Here is a 19,973-nt window from a genome sequence, read left to right as displayed (position 1 = left end):
AAAGTAATCACCGTAAGTATACTTATCGCGTTAAAGGCCAAGGCAAATATTGGTCTGAAGCTGGTGCCGAAGGCATGCTTCGAATTCTAACTTGCATCAAGAATGGAGACTTAGAAGAATGGCTCAACAGTGATTTTGAAACGAGCAAACTAATTAGCTTAGACCGTAAGAAATTACAAGCCGCAGCTAGAGATAGTTTGAGAATCCGTCACGAAATCCATACCGGTATTCAACACGGAGCCTTAACAGCAGCAGTAGTTGGTGGCAGCTATTTAAGTAAATTCAATCGGATGTTAAATCACATAAATTATTAAGAAATTAAGGTCAGACTAATGGTTTTTGAGTAACCGCAAAAACTTTGACACTTACGATTTAAATATTCCACTTGCTTTAATTTTACGTTCATGCTATTCTAACATCAATCAATTGAAATTCATCTCTAGAAAGAAGGGTCGCCGTTGCGTTTTTAATCTTGCAAACTCAAGCATAGTTAAACAGTCATTATTTTTTGATGGAGCAACTATGCACTTTTGGCAAGATTAATTGCGACGGAATACCTTCTTTTATTATGCGCAAATAACGAGGGAGAGTCTGCACTTGCCAGAAGTGTAGGCTCTTTTTTTCGAGGCGATTAGATGAGCAATATGCGAATTTCAAACTTGTCATTTAGATATGACGACAGCAGCGAGAACATTTTTAACAACTTGAACCTGAACTTGGATAGTTCATGGAAGTTAGGCTTAGTGGGCCGCAATGGTCGTGGCAAGACGACTTTCTTGAATTTACTCCGAGGAAAATTGCACGGAGTAGGAGAGATTCGAACCCGTTTACGTTTTTCTTACTATCCAATTGCGATCAAAGATCCAGCTAACCTCACTCTTTATGAATTGCAGGAGCAGGTTGATTTTGAACAATGGGAACTTGAGCGGGAACTAAACTTGATGGGAGTTGATCCCAACTTGTTGTGGCAGCCGTTTAACACTCTTAGTGGCGGCGAACAGACCAAGGTGTTATTGGCTCTGTCTTTTACCGATCAGGATTCTTTTGCTTTAATCGATGAGCCGACCAATCATTTGGATGAAGCTAGTCGGAAGCAGGTGGCGGATTATTTAGTTGGCCATGAAAAAGGGTACATTGTGGTTAGTCACGATCGTGATTTCTTGAATCAAGTTACGAATCATATTCTAGCGATTGAAAATACTGAGATTCATTTGTATCAGGGTAATTTTGCGACTTATGAGAGCGTGAAAAAGAGACGCGATGAATTTAATCGCGAGAAGAATCAGAAGTTAAAAGGTCAGATTAATACCTTGCATCGACAACAGCAACAGTTTTATCACTGGGCGCAAAAAGTTGAGGCTAGAAAAAACATTGGTCAGAAATACCAATATATCTTAAATCGCCGGACACGTCTGAATAAAGGTGCGATCGGTCATGCGGCGGCGAAGATGATGAAGAAGTCGATTAGTGCGCGTGACCGCCTTGATAAGCGCGTTGAAGAAAAGAAAGGTTTGTTAGTCAATGTGGAAGAGACGCCGGAATTGACGATGAACTTTCAGCCCAACTATCATGAGACTCTGTTGGAAGTCCAGCATTTGAATTTAGCGATTGCCGGCAAGGCTTTGTTCGATGACCTTGATTTGATGGTAAAGAATCATGGAGTAGTGGCACTTGAAGGTAAAAATGGCTCAGGCAAGTCTACTTTTTTGAAATTGTTATTAGGCCAAGCCCAGGGAGCTAGTTATCAAGGGAAGCTTGAATTGACTAACGGCTTGACAATTTCATATTTACCACAGGACTTCACTGAGTATCGTGGTCAGTTAAGCGAGTTTGCGGAGGAGCAGAAGATTTCTTATGAAGAATTGCTCAATAATTTGAAAAAGATGGGCTTTCCGCGCTCGGCCTTTGCGACTCCAATTGAAAAGATGAGCATGGGACAGCAGAAGCGGGTGGCTTTGGCGAAGTCCTTAGTTGAAAAAGCTGACCTGTATTTGTGGGATGAACCTGCAAATTATCTTGATGTTTTTAATCAGGATCAACTGATTAAGTTGCTGCAGGAGGTTCAACCAGCCATGCTGCTTGTTGAACACGATCAGTTTTTCATTGAACAAGTGGCTAGTCAGAGGGTAGAATTAAAGCAATAAAACATCAACATAACAGAGGAATTTTTATGAAAATAGGTAAAAAAGAACAGCTAATTCTTATTGCTGTGCTAAGTTTGATATTGCTTTTCTTTCCTACAAATAAGGTTAAAGCTGATACTAAAGTAGTTTTTGATCAAGCGCAGGTTTTAAATCACAAGACTAAAGCTAACTTGGCTCGGCTTAACGAGACTAAGCTTAAAAAACTGAGAAGCTATCCTGAAATTGCGGTCGTGATAATTACTTCACTTCAAGATACAGGCTGTAAAAATGTTTCTGAATTGCACAAAAAGCTGGTTGCTGAACGGAATTTTGGTACGGCTGCCTACATGAACGGTGCGCTGATTGTTCTGAGGATTAAAGATCATCAACTTGAAGTCATCCCTGGAAATTTGAGTAAGAATAATTTAACTCAAAAGTTTCTGACTAATCTGGTAAACAGTGCACCTGTTCAACATGCTTTTGAGCAAAAAGACTATGATAGAGTAGTCACATTGCTTGCTAGTCATCTGACGCAGCGTTTATCTCAAGCGAAAGAATCAGTGCCAGTCATGAAAAGCAAGCATAAAAAAGCAGAGAAAAAAGAAAATGTTGGTCTGACGGTATTTTGGATAGTGATTACGGTTTTGATCTTGTTTCTTATGTATTCGCAAGTTTGGCGCTTTCGACATGATGGTTATGGAATTGATAAATTTGTCCCATTTGATCATGACAAAAATAAAAAGAAGGAATTGGAGTGATTTTTCCAATTCCTTCTTTGTTTAAGTCGATTATTAATTTAATTCGTTTAACTTGCTCAAAGCTTGATCGTAATCAGGTTCATCAGTTGTTTCTTCGACTACTTGTCTATAAACGATCTTACCATCTTTATCAAGTACCTAAACGGAACGAGCTAAAATGCCCATGGCTGGGACTAACAATTTACTTGCACGACCAAAGGAGCCTTCAATGTCAGATACAAGTTGCCTAGCTATTTCAACAGCACTCATATAACCATTCGAGTACTGTTCAACGCCCATTTCTTCTGTTTAAATGAATACTTACTTTTTCTAGGCATAAAAAATCCCACCTTCGTGAATAATTGAATACTTTATGTATTTCAATCGTCCACTTTAGTAGGATTGTATCATGGTCTCTTTTTTTGGAATTAGTTTAAAAATAAATTATTTACTGGTTAACTAATAAATATTACTTTATTTTTTCAAACATTGTTTAATGAATTGATCGTAGATATTTGTCATGTGTTCACCAAAGAAGGCATTATTTCCGTGAGTTGCACCATTAATTAAATAGAGATGAACTGGTTTACCAGCTTTCTTTAAGGCGTTGTAAAGTTCGATACTTTCTTTATCTGAAACAGTAGCATCAGCAGTACCATGTGCAATTAACATTGGAGGAAAATCTTCATTCACGTAGTTCTTGGAATTAGCTTTTTCAGTTTCTTCTTTGTGTGAAGGAATATCAAAGCCCATTTCTGATCCTTCAGGCGTATGAATATCGTGAGAATCACCAGTTGTTGGGAATCCACCTTTCATGTTTAGATCAACAGCACCATAAATGTCTATGATTCCTTTAACATGAGGATTTTCCTTATTAATAGGTTGATCAAACTTGTTAGTTTTGGCAGTCATACCGGCCATTGTAGCAACTTGGCCACCAGATGAACCACCCATCATTATAATGTTGTCTTTTTGAACATGGTATTTATTAGCATTAGCTTTCATAAATCTTACAGCGTTCTTCGCATCAATAATTGGTGCTGGAAAATGGAAGCCGGCGTCGTAGTCTCTATATTGAACGATGGCCACAACGTATCCCTTAGAAGCTAATCTGCTAAGGGAAGCCACATTCTTATAAACATCTTGTTTAGCCCAGTGACTTCCTTTTACAAACATTACGCAAGGATAAGTTTTGTTAGGGTGGTTAAATTCATTAGGCTCAAGAATTTGAAGTGTTAATTGTTTACCATAGTTTTCGTAAGGAACATTAGGAATATAAGTTACATTTACTTCATTTCCATCCATATCGTAATGGGTAAGCGTGTCATTGCCTTTTAATGAAATTACTGACTTTGTGTTATTACCTGTGGTTGAAATTGGAGTATTTTTTGTACTCTTATTGTTATGCTTGGTAACCATTTTTACGCTTGACTTCTTAATATAAGAATTCTTTCCAATTTTATAATATTTACCTTTAGTTCCAATAATACTGATTTTCTGTCCTTTTTTGATAGTCTTTGAAACTTTTTGGCCCTTTAACGTATAAACGTTGGCTTTACGGCTAGCAACTACTTCTTTTTTATTGGTAGCTGCTATAACAGTTGAGCTATTCGTAGCTTCATTACCTTCGTAGAAACCAGCACCACTTAATAGCATTACTGCACTTAGCGTTAGATTTGCAATTTTGTTAATTTTCATTATTTAACCTCTACTTTTTGCTTTATGTTGTTACGTTTGCTAGCAAAACTGACTTTATTATATTTATAAAATCGTCTTTTGCAAGCGCTATCAGTATAATCACAAATCTATATATGAGTAGATTTTCTAAAATCTACGCTGTTATATCAAGGATTCTGACACGTTAAAATTAGAATATAGTTTTTTTGTTATATTTATATTGCAAAATAAGTATTTGCGCCCGGTTATTGTAAGCGCTATTCTGAATGCATAAGCAATAAAGAAAGGCGGAAATAAATAATGAAGAACGGTAAATATCAAGTGCGTGCAAAAGGTCATGGCTCAGAATCAATGCCAATGGCTGTTACTATTGAAGATGACAAGATTAAGAACATTGAAATTGATTCATCTGGTGAAACCAAGGGTGTTGCCGATGAAGTCTTCAACCGCTTACCAAAACAAATTATTGATAATCAAACTTTAAACGTTGATGCAGTCAGTGGTGCGACGATTTCTAGTCACGGTGTAGTTGACGGAATCGCTCAAGCTATTACTGAAGCTGGTGGTGACGCTGAAGAATGGAAGAAGCGTGACAAGCCAGCTGCTGAGAAGGCTAGCGATGAAGAAATCACTGTTGATGTAGCCGTTGTTGGTGCTGGTGGTGCCGGATTAGCTGCTGCTGTTCGTTCAATTCAACACGGTGAAAAAGTTGCGATTTTGGAAAAGTACCCACAAATTGGTGGTAACACTAGTCGTGCCGGTGGTCCAATGAACGCCGCTGAACCAGACTGGCAAAAGAACTTCAAGGCTCTTCCTGGTGAAAAGGATACTTTAAAGGAATTGGCAGCAACTCCAATTGATGAAATTGATCCTGAATATCAAGAAGACTTTAAGGCATTACAAAAGCAAATTAAAGAATACGTTGACTCAGGTGCAGATTACTTATTTGATTCAACTTTACTTCATGAAATCCAAACTTACTTAGGTGGTAAGAGAACTGACCTTAAGGGTAACGAAATTCACGGTAAGTATGCTTTGGTTCACGAATTAGTAACTAATGCTTTGAACTCAGTTAAGTGGTTAGCTGACTTAGGTGTTAAGTTTGATAACGATGACGTTACTGAACCAGTTGGTGGTTTATGGCGTCGTGGCCACAAGCCAGTTGAACCAATGGGTTATGCTTACATTCACATTTTAGGTGACTGGGTAAGAGACCACGGAGTTAACCCATACCTTGAAACCCGCGCTGAAAAGTTGATCATTGAAGACGGCAAGGTTCGTGGTGTGATCGCTACTCGTGCTGATGGCAGTAAGTTAACTGTTCATTCAAAGGCTGTCATCTTAACTGCTGGTGGTTTTGGTGCCAACACTAAGATGGTTCAAAAGTATAATACTTACTGGCAAAAGATTGATGATGATATCGCTACTACTAACTCTCCTGCAATTACGGGTGACGGTATCAACTTAGGTCTTGAAGCTGGTGCTGATTTGTTTGGCATGGGCTTTATCCAATTGATGCCTGTCTCAGATCCTAAGACTGGTGAAATCTTTACTGGTGTTCAAACTCCACCTGCAAACTTCATCATGGTTAACCAAAAGGGTAAGCGTTTCGTGAATGAATTTGCTGAACGTGATACTTTAGCTAAGGCTGCAATTGCTAATGGTGGCTTGTTCTACTTGATCGCTGATGACAAGATTAAGGATACTGCTTATAACACCACTCAAGAATCACTTGATGCTCAAGTTAAGGCTGGGACTTTGTTCAGAGATGATACTTTGGAAGGCTTAGCTAAGCAAATTGGTATGGATCCAGATACTTTAGTTGAAACGATTAAGACTTACAACTCATACGTTGATCAAGGTTCAGACCCAGAATTCCACAAGAATGTTTTAGGTCTTAAATGTGAAGTTGGACCATTCTATGCTACTCCACGTAAACCAGCTATTCACCACACCATGGGTGGTTTAGTCATCGATACTAAGGCTCATGTTCTTAACAAGGATGGCAAGATTATTGACGGCTTGTACTCAGCTGGTGAAAATGCCGGTGGTATCCATGCCGGTAACCGTTTAGGTGGTAACTCACTTGCCGATATCTTTACCTTCGGTCGCATTTCTGCTAACACTGCTCATGATGATATGCCAGCAGAAACAGATGCAACTTCAGGTGCTTCAGAACACTAGAATAGAATGAAAAGAGGGAGTAAACTATGTTTTTTAAAGAACACTTTGGAACGGTTTTAACTAGTGTTTTATCATTAGTTATGGGCCTGTTTATGGGAATTGCCGTAATTATTGTTAACCATTTACCTTTTGTTTGGACTCAATTATTCCAACTTTGGGCTGAAATTTTCATGATAGTTTTCGTTGTAAGCTTATTTGTTCCTTATAATGCTTGGGGTGATTGGCTTGCAGGTAAGGTCTTCCATTTAAAGGAAGGTACTGTTGGCTTTGCTCTTGTTCAAGGTATTATTCCATCAGTTATTTTGAATACTTTCAACACTTTTATCTGCGTTGGACAAAGCATTTTTTACAACCCAACTATTCCTCAAGCAGCAAGAATGGGTATTTGGTGGCATAGTTGTATATCTACTTGGTGGATCTTCTTTGTAGTTTCTTATATTGCATCATATATTGCTGTATGGATTGGTAAATTTGTTGCCACTCATTACGTGAAGAAGAGTAATTATTAGAATAAATTTCCTAATATTTTAAAAAGAATGCCTTAATGGCATTCTTTTTTTATAAGTGCGTATAATAAAAGTGTAATCTTATTTGAGAGGGTCTACTATGCATAACACTAAACAGGTACAACATTATTTAGATGTGTTGCTCCAGAAGGGAAGCTTTGTCAAAGCTGCAAAAGAGTTATATATTTCTCAGCCATATTTGACTCAATTAATACATCGGATTGAGAAACGATTGGGCGCAAAAATTGTTGAAAAAACTGCTGATGGATATTCTTTGACTCAAGCGGGCCTTATTTATTATCACTATTTAGAACTTGAAGAAAATAATCGTCATAGACTTGAAAGACAATTAGCATCTTATGTTCATCCTAATAAAGAAGTCATTAAATTAGGAATTTTAGAAAGCTTAGGAACGTATTTATTACCTGAGATCTTGCCCGAGTTTTTAGATAAAAATCCTAATGTTGAAATTCAATTGTTTGAAGATGTTCCGCGTATCAATGAACGAAGGTTATTAAACGGGGATATTGATTGTTATGTGGGACAAACACCAGAAGCACTTGACTCGGGATTAGATGTAAGAGTTAACGGTGGAGAAAGGTATTACGTTGTGATTTCTCCAAAATCAAAATATTATCAAGAAGGAAAGTTTATCCTAAATCCTAATGAATTATCATTGAAAGATTTATTAGCTGAACCATTTGTATTAAGTTCTCAAGGATCAGCTATTAGGCACCAAGTAGATGGATTATTTCAAAGATTTCAACAAAAAGAAAATATTGTTCTCGAATCTAGTAGTGTAATTACAGCTACCAATTTAGCTATTCATGGTGTTGGCTTAACGATTTCCGCGGCAAGCATTATTAAAAGAATTGGAGAGACTCCAATTAATTTGTTACCAATAGATAAAGATCTACTCAATTTAGTGTTCTTCATTGCTACCAGAAAAGGACATGAATTAACACCAGGATTAAAGAATCTCTTGGTAGAATTTGATAAAAAACAACTTAATCCATCTATCCATTAAAGCAAAAAACCACCACTACTCATCAACAAGTAGTGGTGGTTTTCATTATCAAGCTAAATTTTTATTGCTTCCAAGCAGCATCTAATTTATTTTTGCCATTGTTAATCGCATTATTCCAGTTTTGCTTCTTAGCAGCTTGTGCCAAAATCGTTTGCATATTGGCATTTACTTGATCATAAGCAGTAATAGAATTCTTAGTTACTGGTAAGAAGTATAAGTTCTTGGTCGTTTTTGCTAAAATTGCAGGAACTTTACTATTCTTATTAGCCTTGTAGGCAGCTGAGTTCAGTGTCTTGGAGTTAACTGGCATGTAACCAGTTTGCTTTGCCCAGTAAAGTTGTGAACTTTGACTAGTTAAGAACTTCAAGAACTTAAAGGCAGCAGCTTTTTGCATTGCTGTAGCCTTATTGAACATGTAGATATCGGTACCTTGCTGAGCATTTAACTCACTTGGACGAGGAGCAATGCCGTATTCATATTTCTTAGGTAGAGCTTGCTTGACGTAAGCTTCGTTAGCAGTTGAACCGATGAACATTGCTACACGAGTATTGTCAAATGGAGTAGACATGTACTTTTCAGTACCGGCTTGCATGAAGTAGCCAGCTTTAACACCATTAGCGTAGTAGTTGATCACTTTCTTAGAAGCAGGACTTGCGAAGTTAAGCTTGTTGTTGAAGTCGATGCCTTTTTCCTTCATGGCAATCATGTAGTAATTATTCAAGGCATCAAAGCCGACACCGCGAACCTTGTGGTGACTCTTTGAGTAAATTTTCTCTGAAGCGAACTTCAACTCGGTCATATTAGTAGGCACTTTGACGCCATACTTATCAAGCAAAGTCTTGTTGTAGAATAAGACTTCAACCGATTTGTTAAATGGCACGCCATATTGTTTACCGGTAATCTTGGCTCCGTTCCATAAGCCACTTTGAATATCACTCTTTTGGTAAGAGCCCCAGCCAACTTCCTTATTATTAACGTAAGGAGTTAAGTTGACCAGCATCTTATTCTTGGCGGCATTGTAGAGCCAACCTGGATAAGCTTGCGTGATAGTTGGCAGGTCTTTTGGTGATTGCAAACCAGAAACTAATTTGGCTTGTAAGTCGGAATAGTTACCTCCTTGACTTTGCAACTTAATGGTAATGTTAGGATTATTCTTTTCAAAATCAGTGGTTAACTTCTTCAAAGCACTTTGAGAAGTACCAGTTAATGAATACCAAAAAGTGACAGTTGTCTTCTTATCAATCTTAGTTGGAATCTTGCTTGAAGTATTAGAAGCGGACTTGTTCCCACAAGCACTCACTCCAAGCATGGTTAAACCAAGTGTTGCAACGGTTAACAGTTTTGTCGAAAATTTCATTTGTCTCTTTCTCCAAAAACTCCTCAAGATATATGAGGATAGTAATAATATACATAAGTAGATTACCACAGAAAGCAGACTATTACTATTTAAAATTAAAAATTGTTTGCAATTGACAAAAACTGTATTTAAATATAAGCTTCAATTAGATATTCGTAAGATAAAAAGACAAACTTTCAGGTGAGATTATGGATAAGAACCCTCTAGTATATAAATATGTAATCGGTAAACGTAAACCATATGATTATGACTATGGTAATCGGCAAGGGAACCAAAACGCAGGCTGTCCTTTCTGTGATGTGGCCCATTTGGAAAATATCTTCGCTAAAGATGGCGATAAAATTTGGCTTAAGAACAAGTATCCAACGCTAGAAGATACTGATCAAACGATCTTAATTGAATCCAGTGACCATCAAGGGGATATCTCAACTTACACGCGGGAAGAAAACCAAGAACTGATGAAATTTGCCTTGCAGTGTTTTCATAAGATGTACCATTCGGGTAAATATAAAAGCGTTCTATGGTACAAAAACTTCGGACCCAAGTCTGATGGGTCGCTAACCCACCCACACATGCAGATCGTGGGCTTATATCACAAAGATGGCTATCAAGATATTGAAGAAGGGAATTTTACTGGCTTTGAAGTCGGTCGCTCAGGCTCGGTTGAAATGAATTTGTCCTCACATCCCGTTCAAGGCTACCAAGAGGTTAATATTTTGACTCATGATAATCAAAACCTAGATACTTGGGCTGATTTAATTCAAAAAGGTGCGCAATATGTGCGTTCCGTTTTGTCACACGGGGTCGATTCCTACAACATCTTCTTCTATCCCTTGGATAATGGCAAAGGAACTTGTTGTAAAATCATTCCTCGTTTCTATGCCTCACCATATTTCGTTGGCTATAAGATTTCACAAGTCGATGACGCTGATACTTTGAAATGGGAAGCACAAAGATTAAAGGGCTTCGTTAATGGTGGCATTATTTTATAAGTAAACAGGCAGTCGAAGCTGGTTAATTAGCTCGACTGCCTGTTTTGTCATTATAACGTCTGCTATAATGGGAGTTGTAACGGCGTTATAGGTGCCTTTTTTGCACATTTTTTAGAAATAGGTGCGCTTTTTACGTGTCTTATGCTTAAATTGTCAAGATAGATTTCCTAACTCGTTTACGTGGACTACTATAAATATATAGTTATAGTTTTACAAGTTTTGAAAAACTAGTTTTAGAAGAAAACATTATGAAAAGAATTTGCCCAAATTGTGGTAAGGAGGTAAGTCCTGAGGAGGAAATTTGTCCTCAATGCGGGTTTAATTTGTATGGTGAAGCTAACCCTGATATCCCAACTAATCTTGGTTTGTTAGGCTTAAAGCGACCGCCAAAACTATTGCAGCCTGATCGTTCACAACCTGCATACCCAAAGATGCAAGCGCGAGCGCCAACAGTGCCGACAGTAAAAGCAACTCATCCGACGGAGCCAACGCAGCCAGCGAGAGCCAAGCCGAAACCGCAACGGTCACAGCCGACTCATCCTCCAGTTACCCGAACTCATCTTAAACAAGAAAAAGCAAAGAAGAAATCTCATAAGAAGCTTTATGTCTTTACTTTGATTACAGCGGTTTTATGTCTGTTGATTGCAATTGGGTATAACTACTATAGCCGCAAGAATTAAGTAACGAGATTTTTTGCTAATCCGACAACTGAGCTTGTTACAAGTGCAAGTCAGATGAAGATACCAAAAAGAAATTGCAACCGGTGGAGCGCTATTACCGCACTCATCTAGGTGCATATCATAAGCTGAAACAAGATTTAGTTGGTAAAAATCAAGGCCCAATTAAACTTGCAAAAAAGGGTCATTATTGGTTAATTTTCCCTCGTTATGCTTTAGAATTACCTGCCTATCGTTTAGCGGTAAGTAATAATTCTTCGCGAGCTAAGTTAAGTGTCAATGATCAAGCATATGAGAAGACCATCAAGGTTCTTCCTGGTGAATATAAGGTAGCTGCTAAAGCTGACTACTTAGGTCAAAGTGCCCAAACCTAAAAAACCGTAAATATTTGGCAACATGAAGATATTAATTTGCATGTTAATACGCGCACTTTTAAGATCAAAAGTAAGCCACATGCTGCTGTCTATTTGAATAATCGCTTAGTTGGTAAATTAAATAAAAAAGGTTACTTTACTTTTGCTGATCTGCCATTAAACGATCAGGTTGTTCTCTATGTTGCTCAAAAGCAGCGAGGCAAGCTGGTAAAATCACAGCAGATAACTGATTTGGCTAAAGTACTCAAGAAAAAGAAGGGTACCCCAACCATTCAGTTGCAGTTCAAGCAGAAGTCGATGAACAAACTATTAGCTACTAACTTTACGAAACCAAATCAGAAAGACTTTGTTGGTGGTAAACGTAATCGTGACTATCAAGAATTAAAGCGTTTAGTTAAAGGTTGGACTCAGAACCCTAACATGATTAAATACCATGCCACGGTGAAGTTAAGAAATAAGAATCGTAAACGACTAAATTATAATGTCATTTTCCGCTTCTATTTCCCTGAGCACCAGATAACTAAACAAATTATGAGCTTTCAAAATGGTGTGATTAGTCATCACCAGATTAAAGCAATTGGTGGTGGGAAGCTAATCAGTACCACCGGTAATTAAATAAAATGAAAAAGCGTCCGTTTGGACGCTTTTTTGTATGGGCAAAATTCTGAACTAATTCTTACCGCTCGGAATGGAAATGTAGTGGACACTGTTCCAATCGCCAACATAAGTGAAGGAGATGGCGAAGGGAGAAGTCATCGTGATCTTATTCCAGTTTTTATCACGGTGTGCACTGAGAATATCAGCTGCATGATGAAATTCTTGCGGATTAAAGAGAAAAGCAGTAATGCCGTTATAGACTAAATTCTTTAATTCCGTCATTGTTTTTGGCTTAGCTGCTGTATCACCATACATATCTTCGATTTCGTTACCGGAAATTGTGATTCCATTTTCTTTAGCAGCTTTTTCTAAACCCACAACGTAATGATCTTCATCTTGAATACCGCGGTGGTGGGTCTGATATTCGTGAGCAACATCATCAGCTAACTTTTGGGCTGCGGCTGTATATTGCCAGTCGGGACGACCAATCTGGAAACGCGCTTCATTAATAATCCGCAGAGCAAATTGACTAATTCTTGCTTTTTGTTTTGGTGTTAAATTATTAATGTCGACTTTTTCCTGATCATCTGCTTGGGATTCAGGGACGAATTGATTTTCATCCATGGCAGCACCTTTTTTGGCAGCTTCAATCATTACGGTGGTTGGTGTGTCTTCAGCTGCTTGCAGGTTAGTTAATGTGTAATCAGTTGGTAACTTGATGTGGTCGGTACCGTAAACTCTGAAATCGATTTGGACGGTATCTTTGCTGCCATCGGGATAAGTGATTTTTACTTCGCCAGTCGTGTTGCCATTATGTTTAAATTCTGGTAATTGGGCTAAATTCCAGGCAAACTTGGTGCCTTTTGGTAATTTCTTGGCATTAGTAACGACTGACTTAGCCGTTGGTAAATCCGAATGGTTATTGAGATATAACGGGACATTTTCGGCTCCAACGGGGGTATAGCTTTCGTTGTCTTTAAGATGAGCGAAATTGCTAAAACGGATATATTTATTCTTGCCGATGCGGTAATACTTTTTACCCTTAATGTTCTTCGTGCGATAGACTTTGAGATATTTACCTTTGTGCAGTTTAGTGCGCAGACGCTTACCTTTACTGTTATAAATGTAAGAAGTACGGGTTAAGTGGGTGAGATGAGCTGCGCTAACTGGGGTTGTTGTTAAACCGGCTGTTAAAAGCAAGCTGGCAGCAGCGACCACGATGGCTTTTTTCTTCATAATGTGCCTCCTCGATTTTTTCAAAAATATTATAGCAAGAAATGCGAAAGAAAAGATGAAAATCGAGCATAATTGATCAAAATCAATTTTATTTTTACTGGCTCGTGTTATATTTTTAGCATAGATATTTTAAAGATGAGGTGGACAAAATGGCAAGAATTAAATTTACGCAAAATGCTTTAGATTACTTAAAACGGCGCGGAATCCTTGATAAGCCGTTGTTGTTAATCTGTGATGATGCTGGTGGTAAGTATTCCATCCGTGGCGGTTCCTGCAGTATGGGGATGTCATACTCGATTATTTGGTTAGATCATCCAGATAAGGATTACCCACGAGTTCTTGAAAATGATGAAGGGGTCGAGATGTACACTTCTGACTACGATTTAGCTATGCTCCAAGATAATCTACATCTTGATTACAAGAATGCGGCCTTAGAATTGAAGAATGACGGTGCCATGCTTGATGGCGGTGTATTAATCGGGAATGGTCCTCAGCTGTTAGCTGGTAATAAAGATGTTCATTTGAAGAAAGTTTATGATTGTTAATTTAACTTTTGAGGAAAAATGATCTAGGATAGAGGCGACTGAATCCTAAACCTCCTTTTAGAAGAAGTGATATGATTTATTTTTTCTTCACATAAGTTTAGTCAAATAAGTCCTGAAGTTGATCTAACTTCGGGGCTTATTTTTATGCTTTTTAAAAAATACCCACAGGCAGTTGAATTTATTGGCTTGGCTGGTGATCGCAAGCGGAAGAGATTTTAAAAATAGGTTTGTTTGAATAAAAAAAGAAGACTTAATTTCGTGTACAAAACGAGGTTAAGTCTTTTTGTGTATTTCGAAGGTTTAGGTAAAAAACTATTTCGATATAGAAAAAAGGTGATTAACTATTAAAAAGATAGTTTATAAATAAAATTTTATCGATAACAAAAATTATTTTATTGTTGTTAATGAATGCGCTTACATTTATCATTGTATGTGGAAAAATTATTATGTTGTGGAGGAAAAGTTTTATGAGTAAAAATAGTAATCATAGTATGAAATTTAAGTCGCTATTTGTATGTACTTCAGCAATTATGAGCCTCTGGCTAGGTGCAAATCTGACTTCGGCACAGGTTCATGCTGCAGATGACAACAATACCCCTGCAAAATCAGAAGTTGTACAACAAGCTTCTTCTGCAAAAAGTAATACAACAGATGTTAAAGAGCAAACTACAAATCAAAAAGTAATATCTCCAGCAATAGCTAATGGAAACCAGGATAATAATTCAAATGGTAATCAAACTCGTGAGGAAGTCCAAGATCAGACCAAGATAGTAATTCACTATAACGGTGATGGTGAAAAATGGGTTCCATATATTTGGGGTAAAAAACCAAATGGTAATGGCAATGAGTATAAATGGGATGGCAAAGATGATAACGGATATTACTCTGTTATTGATTTAGACAAAAATTATGATCAAGTAGGAGTTTTAATAAAAACAAAAGGCAGCTGGGCTGGTAAAGATGGTACTGGTGCTGACCGTAGTCTTGATGTTAGTGATAACGGCAAAGCAGAAGTTTTCTATAAACAAGGTAGTGATGATGCTCAAAAGGTTACCCCTAAGTATCACGCAGCTGATATCAATTTACATTATTATGGTGATGATCAAGTAAAAAGTGTAACTGTTTGGACAGATAAAGACGAAACCCATAAACAAACTATAAATTTAACCAAAAATGGTAACAGCAAAGATGGTTCCTTTAGATTGAATAATATTGAATTTGGGAAACTCTTTGTTGCGCCAATTGGTACGGATAATGTAGTGAGAGAGTTTACTCCACTTCCTGGTAATAAAGCTACAGATATTTATTTAGTCAAAAATGATTCAGAAGCATACTACAGTAAAAGTTTTGCACTAGCTGATCAAAGTTTATCTTCAGCATTCATGACTTCACCAAATACTTTGAGTATTGAAGCAGGTAAGGCCACAACTTTAGATAGAATTAAAGAGAAACTTAATCTTCCAAATAATAGTATTGCAAGTGTAGAAGCTATTGATCCCAATGCCGATGACAAGACTAAAAAGTTTATCATTCATACAAAAACTGATCTTGATATTTTAAAGAATAATCAAATTGGTTTGGGCACGAACTTTAAGAATATTGACATTGGTCCTTATATTCGTTCAAAAGCTTTTGATGATAAATATGCTTATGATGGTGATGATTTGGGTTGTACCTATGATAGTAAACAAACTCAAATTAAACTATGGGCTCCAACTGCTAAGAATGTAAAATTAAATCTATATGATAGTGTTGATAATAATGCTAAGCCTACTAATGTCATTACTATGACAAGAGGAGATAAAGGCGTTTGGACTAGTATTATCAAAGGTGATAAAAAGGGTTGGGCATATGATTTCAATTTAACTTTTGGAAATGGAAAAGTAACTCAAACTGATGACCCATATTCTAAAGCTGTAACTGTTAATGGTGTTAGAAGTGTAATTGAGGATTACAATAACATCAAACCTTCAGACTTTAATCGAATGCCATCCTTCTCTCAACCGACTGATGCAATCGTCTATGAAACTTCAATTCGTGATTTTACCAGTGATCCAAATTCAGGGATTAAGGATAAAGGTAAATTCTTGGGGATGATTGAATCCGGTAAAACACCGACAGGTCAAGTTACCGGCCTTGAATATTTGAAATCTTTAGGTATTACTCACGTTCAAATTATGCCTTCTTATGACTTTGCAAGTATTGATGAAACTAAGAGCTTAGATAATCAATATAATTGGGGCTATGATCCAAAGAATTATGATGTTCCGGAAGGTTCGTACTCTTCAGATCCAACTAATCCGCAAGCTAGAATTATGGAAATGAAGGAAATGATTAATGGTCTTCATAAAGCGGGTATAAGAGTAATTATGGATGTGGTTTATAACCATGTTTATAATCCTCAAGAACAAGCCCTTGAATTAACTGTTCCTGGATACTATTTCCGTTATGATGCTGATAACAATACTACTGGTGATAGTGGCTGTGGTAACGATATTGGTACTCAGCGCAAAATGGTTCGCAAGTACATTGTTGATTCAGTAGTTTATTGGGCTAAGAACTACAACTTAGATGGTTTCCGTTTCGATATTATGTCATTGCTAGATCATCAAACTATGAATGACGTTAGAGCAGCTTTGGATAAAGTTGATCCGGGCATTATCACCTACGGTGAAGGTTGGGAACTAGGGAATCAAAAATACACTAGAGAATTTGGAACGACTCAGTATACTGCTGAAAAAGTACCAGGTGTTGGATTCTTTAGTGACGACATGAGAAATTCTGTTAAAGGTAACGATGATGGCTCAGAGCCTGGGTTGGTTATTGGTAACGGAAATGAGAGAAACTTTGATAATCATGCTAAGCTATTCACAGATAGTTTCTTAAGAGGAAAATGGCTGCATAATGATGCATGGGAACCACATAATTATGCTACTCCAAGTCAGATGGTTAACTATGCAGCTTGTCATGATGGGAAGACTTTGTATGATTATATCAAGAGTGAATTGCCAAATGAATCTGATGAAAATATTGCTAAGAGAGTCAGATTAGCTAATTCAATGATTATGCTCTCACAAGGCATTTCTTTCTTCCATTCAGGTCAAGAAGCATTGAGAACTAAGGATGGCAATTCTAATTCTTACAATTCTCCAGTAAATATCAATGAAATTAACTGGGAGAGAGTTGGAGTTAATAAGGCATCCGTAGAATACTTCCAAAAATTAGCTAAATTACGTAAGCAATTACCAATTTTGCACTTAAATGATTTTAATAAGATTGATAATGAGAATGTTACGAAAGTTATTAGCTATGGCAGGGAAACTAAGGATAAAAATATCAAAGGTGTATTTGAATATGAATATAACGTTGATGGCAAGAAACTTCTTATAGTCTTTAACGTTAACAATAATACCGTTTCTTTAGATAATATTGATTTGTCACATGGTAAGAAATTGCTTGATAGTGATGGTAATGTGAAATTAAGTAAAGAAACTGTTTTAGCACCATTGAGTACTTTAGTGGTTGACGAAGATGGCACTATGGTTTTACCAAAAGTTCCAAGACCAGATCAACCAGAAAAACCGACAACTCCAAGTGATAACCCAACAGCTCCGGTAAAACCAACAACTCCAAGTGAAAATCAAATTATTCCTGAAGAACCTATTGTTGAACCTGAAATTTCAAGTGCAAATGATACAAAAAATAATTCAATTAATGTTATTAATGAGGCTAATGATTCAAAAGCAGAGTCAACAAACGTTTCTTCAGAGAATAAAGATAAAGTGCTGGAAGTTCCTTTGACTCATAATGCTTATGTTTATGATGAACAAACGAACGTTGTTTATAAAGATGGTAATAAAATTGTATTGAAAGCAGGAAATACAATAAAGGCTTTAGATAATGGCAAAAAGTATGCTATTAAAGGAAAAATGTTCTACAAAATAGCTAAAGGACAATTTGTACAGGTTGCTAATACCATTAGCTATTACAAGTTAGTTCATAATTCATTTGTTTATAGTAAACAAGGTAAAGCTATTAAAAAGCACGGAAAGCGTATCTTGCTCAAAAAGAATAAACGAATTTTGTTACGCTCAAATAAGATCATAAAGATTAAAGGAAAGAAATTCTATCAACTTAAAGACGGTAGTTTTATTAAAGCGAGAAATATTAAAAGAGTAGGCTAGAAATCAAATAAATGATGAGTCTAACTTGATTCATTTTGATAAAAAAGAAGACTTAATTTCGTGTAAAAACGAGGTTAAGTCTTTTTTCGTATGCAAGTTAAAGTTGTCGATCTTCTACTAAATGACCATAACTACTGAGGATTCTGGTTAAGTCAGTCCAGCTGATCCTGATTGTTTTGGTATTGTCATTGGGATGCACACCAACATAATCATTCTCGACAAGTGCATCTTGATCAATTACTAAGGGAATCGTGTTCGTCGAATCATTTAGTAAATTGAAGGGTGAAACTGAACCGGGAGTGATTTGCAGTTTATCGGCCAAATCCTCTTCAGTAGCCATCGTTAAGCTACTAGTATGCAATTGTTCAACGGCTTTTTTCCAATCTAGTTTCTTACTAGTTGGTAACACAATCATGAAAAGTTGCTGGCCATTACGAGTTTTGATAAATAGGTTTTTACACTTGGCAAAATCTTGATTTTTGGCATATTTATCAGCTTCTTCACTAGTAAAAACAGCCGGATGATCATAGCTTTGGTAAATGATGTTGTGTTTATCAAGTAAATCGAGTATCTCTTGGGAATTCATTTCTATCCTTTCAAAAACTATTTGTATTGCTTGCGAAAAGCAATGGGTGTCATCTTAGTTAACTTTTTAAAATTTGTTGATAATTGACTTTGATTTCTGTAACCCAAGTCATAAGCGATTTCTTCAACTGTTTTGTTAGAAAAGATCAGCTCATGTTTAGCTTGGTTGATTTTTTCTTCGTTAATAAATTGAATTAAAGATTTACCTGTTTCTTTTTTGAATAAGTGTTGCAAATAAGAGGTACTGATCTTTAAATGCTCAGCAATTTCATCGACGTTGTGAATGCTTGCATAATTAGCAACGATGAATTCTTGTGCTTTGTAGATTACAGAAGTTAAATTCTTGCGTTTAGTCCGGTAAACATGATTGATAAAGATTTCGCCGATCGACCGCGTGTATTCATAATAATTGGGAATTGTTAAATCTTGTTCGATTTGTTTGATGATTTGATCACTTAAATTATAAGCTTCAGAGACTGGTAAGCCACCTTGAATAGCTGCTCTGGTATAAAGAGTAGTAGCTGAAATGGCTAGATCTTTTTCACTACGTAATTCATTTTGGTTAAAACTACCAAAATTACCATGTTGGATAAAGGAACGGAATCGTTTATTAAAGAGTGTTAAATTCCCTTTCATAACCGCATCCATTAATTCTCGTTCAGCCAAGTAACCTTCATAAGAAGGGGCAGAGTTTTCTTTTACTGGAATATTAGCTCCGGTAGTGATCATTTTTTGTGCTTTAGGTAGTTCGGGCCAAGTTTGAAAGAGCGTGAAATACAATAAACTAATTAAACTTGAAAATTGCTGATAACCGAGTAATGGCGCCTTTCGGGCATAGTTTCCCTTACCCGTGATCGTAAAGTTAGTGTTCCATCCGACAATCTTAAATCTGTCGTAGTTGATAATTCCTAAACTACTATGATTGGTCATTAAGTAGAGTGCAATTTTCTCATTATTTTGCTTAATTTGAGTTAGAGTTTGTGCATTAAAACTAGGAGCTAGTGGAGTAGTAAATTGCTCTACTAGCTTATTTTCTTGGTCAAAGACATAGAGATTTAGGTCAGTGCCATCATGAAATTTCTGTAGTAATTGTTCTAGTTGCATTATTTTTTCCTCTTTTATAGCAGAATTTGTTAAAAAGGAGCAGAAATAAGAATGCTCACTCTCTCTAA

At 36.7% G+C, this 19,973-nt stretch carries 16 protein-coding genes and 2 pseudogenes; 12 read left to right on the top strand and 6 right to left on the bottom strand.

Annotated features, from left to right (window positions below; all coding sequences use genetic code 11):
- From EJK17_RS04795 to EJK17_RS04785, 3 genes and pseudogenes are all read left to right on the top strand, one after another.
- A pseudogene (locus EJK17_RS04795) lies at positions 1-314 on the top strand (ISLre2 family transposase); the annotation flags it as partial.
- Between the two features lie 321 nt (positions 315-635).
- Complete coding sequence (gene abc-f / locus EJK17_RS04790; protein ID WP_103662223.1) at positions 636-2,144, top strand: ribosomal protection-like ABC-F family protein; 1,509 nt, start codon at positions 636-638, stop codon at positions 2,142-2,144.
- 26 nt (positions 2,145-2,170) lie between these two features.
- Positions 2,171-2,881, top strand: coding sequence for a TPM domain-containing protein (locus tag EJK17_RS04785; RefSeq protein WP_103662224.1), 711 nt, complete (start codon positions 2,171-2,173; stop codon positions 2,879-2,881).
- 33 nt (positions 2,882-2,914) lie between these two features.
- Here the strand turns inward: EJK17_RS04785 and EJK17_RS11780 are convergent.
- Positions 2,915-3,106 (bottom strand): annotated as a pseudogene (locus EJK17_RS11780) (redoxin family protein); the annotation flags it as partial.
- A 228-nt stretch (positions 3,107-3,334) separates the two neighbouring features.
- Positions 3,335-4,558, bottom strand: coding sequence for an alpha/beta hydrolase fold domain-containing protein (locus EJK17_RS04780; protein WP_103662225.1), 1,224 nt, complete (start codon positions 4,556-4,558; stop codon positions 3,335-3,337).
- Positions 4,559-4,837: 279 nt separating this feature from the next.
- Here EJK17_RS04780 and EJK17_RS04775 point away from each other — a divergent pair, with 279 nt between their 5' ends.
- The 3 genes from EJK17_RS04775 (at position 4,838) to EJK17_RS04765 (ending at position 8,254) form a co-directional block, all read left to right on the top strand.
- On the top strand, positions 4,838-6,721 hold the full coding sequence (locus EJK17_RS04775; RefSeq protein ID WP_103662226.1) for a flavocytochrome c: 1,884 nt from the start codon (positions 4,838-4,840) through the stop codon (positions 6,719-6,721).
- A 26-nt stretch (positions 6,722-6,747) separates the two neighbouring features.
- Positions 6,748-7,230, top strand: a complete 483-nt coding sequence (locus EJK17_RS04770) for a hypothetical protein (protein ID WP_103662227.1) — start codon at positions 6,748-6,750, stop codon at positions 7,228-7,230.
- Positions 7,231-7,327: 97 nt separating this feature from the next.
- Positions 7,328-8,254, top strand: a complete 927-nt coding sequence (locus EJK17_RS04765; protein WP_103662228.1) for a LysR family transcriptional regulator — start codon at positions 7,328-7,330, stop codon at positions 8,252-8,254.
- 61 nt (positions 8,255-8,315) lie between these two features.
- Here the strand turns inward: EJK17_RS04765 and EJK17_RS04760 are convergent, their stop codons facing one another.
- Positions 8,316-9,611, bottom strand: a complete 1,296-nt coding sequence (locus EJK17_RS04760; RefSeq protein ID WP_103662229.1) for an extracellular solute-binding protein — start codon at positions 9,609-9,611, stop codon at positions 8,316-8,318.
- A gap of 188 nt (positions 9,612-9,799) precedes the next feature.
- Between EJK17_RS04760 and EJK17_RS04755 the strand changes: the two genes are divergently transcribed.
- The 4 genes from EJK17_RS04755 (at position 9,800) to EJK17_RS04740 (ending at position 12,269) form a co-directional block, all read left to right on the top strand.
- Positions 9,800-10,603, top strand: a complete 804-nt coding sequence (locus tag EJK17_RS04755; RefSeq protein ID WP_103662230.1) for a DUF4931 domain-containing protein — start codon at positions 9,800-9,802, stop codon at positions 10,601-10,603.
- Between the two features lie 248 nt (positions 10,604-10,851).
- Positions 10,852-11,283, top strand: a complete 432-nt coding sequence (locus EJK17_RS04750) for a zinc-ribbon domain-containing protein (protein ID WP_103662231.1) — start codon at positions 10,852-10,854, stop codon at positions 11,281-11,283.
- 83 nt (positions 11,284-11,366) lie between these two features.
- Positions 11,367-11,654 (top strand): hypothetical protein, encoded by a 288-nt coding sequence (locus EJK17_RS04745; protein WP_103662232.1) that lies wholly within the window; start codon positions 11,367-11,369, stop codon positions 11,652-11,654.
- Positions 11,655-11,690: 36 nt separating this feature from the next.
- Entirely contained in the window at positions 11,691-12,269 is a 579-nt protein-coding gene (locus tag EJK17_RS04740) for a hypothetical protein (RefSeq protein ID WP_103662233.1), read from the top strand.
- 54 nt (positions 12,270-12,323) lie between these two features.
- On the opposite strand, the gene EJK17_RS04735 is transcribed toward EJK17_RS04740, so the two are convergent.
- Complete coding sequence (locus EJK17_RS04735) at positions 12,324-13,487, bottom strand: SEC10/PgrA surface exclusion domain-containing protein (protein ID WP_103662234.1); 1,164 nt, start codon at positions 13,485-13,487, stop codon at positions 12,324-12,326.
- Positions 13,488-13,636: 149 nt separating this feature from the next.
- On the opposite strand from EJK17_RS04735, the gene EJK17_RS04730 reads away from it, so the two are divergent.
- Both EJK17_RS04730 and pulA read left to right on the top strand, forming a co-directional pair.
- Positions 13,637-14,032 carry an iron-sulfur cluster biosynthesis family protein gene (locus EJK17_RS04730; protein ID WP_103662235.1) on the top strand — a complete coding sequence of 132 codons (396 nt, stop codon included), beginning with the start codon at positions 13,637-13,639 and terminating at the stop codon, positions 14,030-14,032.
- Between the two features lie 467 nt (positions 14,033-14,499).
- On the top strand, positions 14,500-18,216 hold the full coding sequence (pulA, locus tag EJK17_RS04725) for a type I pullulanase (protein ID WP_103662236.1): 3,717 nt from the start codon (positions 14,500-14,502) through the stop codon (positions 18,214-18,216).
- Between the two features lie 97 nt (positions 18,217-18,313).
- Here the strand turns inward: pulA and EJK17_RS04720 are convergent, their stop codons facing one another.
- Positions 18,314-18,802 (bottom strand): prolyl-tRNA synthetase associated domain-containing protein, encoded by a 489-nt coding sequence (locus EJK17_RS04720; RefSeq protein WP_103662237.1) that lies wholly within the window; start codon positions 18,800-18,802, stop codon positions 18,314-18,316.
- Between the two features lie 17 nt (positions 18,803-18,819).
- The gene (locus tag EJK17_RS04715; protein WP_127796248.1) at positions 18,820-19,905 is read right to left on the bottom strand and encodes an AraC family transcriptional regulator; all 1,086 of its coding nucleotides are present in this window, start codon (positions 19,903-19,905) and stop codon (positions 18,820-18,822) included.
- Between the last annotated feature and the right edge of the window lie 68 nt (positions 19,906-19,973).

It is taken from the genome of Lactobacillus xujianguonis (genome assembly GCF_004009905.1).
Taxonomy (GTDB): domain Bacteria; phylum Bacillota; class Bacilli; order Lactobacillales; family Lactobacillaceae; genus Lactobacillus; species Lactobacillus xujianguonis.
The sequence above is the reverse complement of the archived record's forward strand: the minus strand, read 5'-3'. Positions and strand labels throughout refer to the sequence as shown.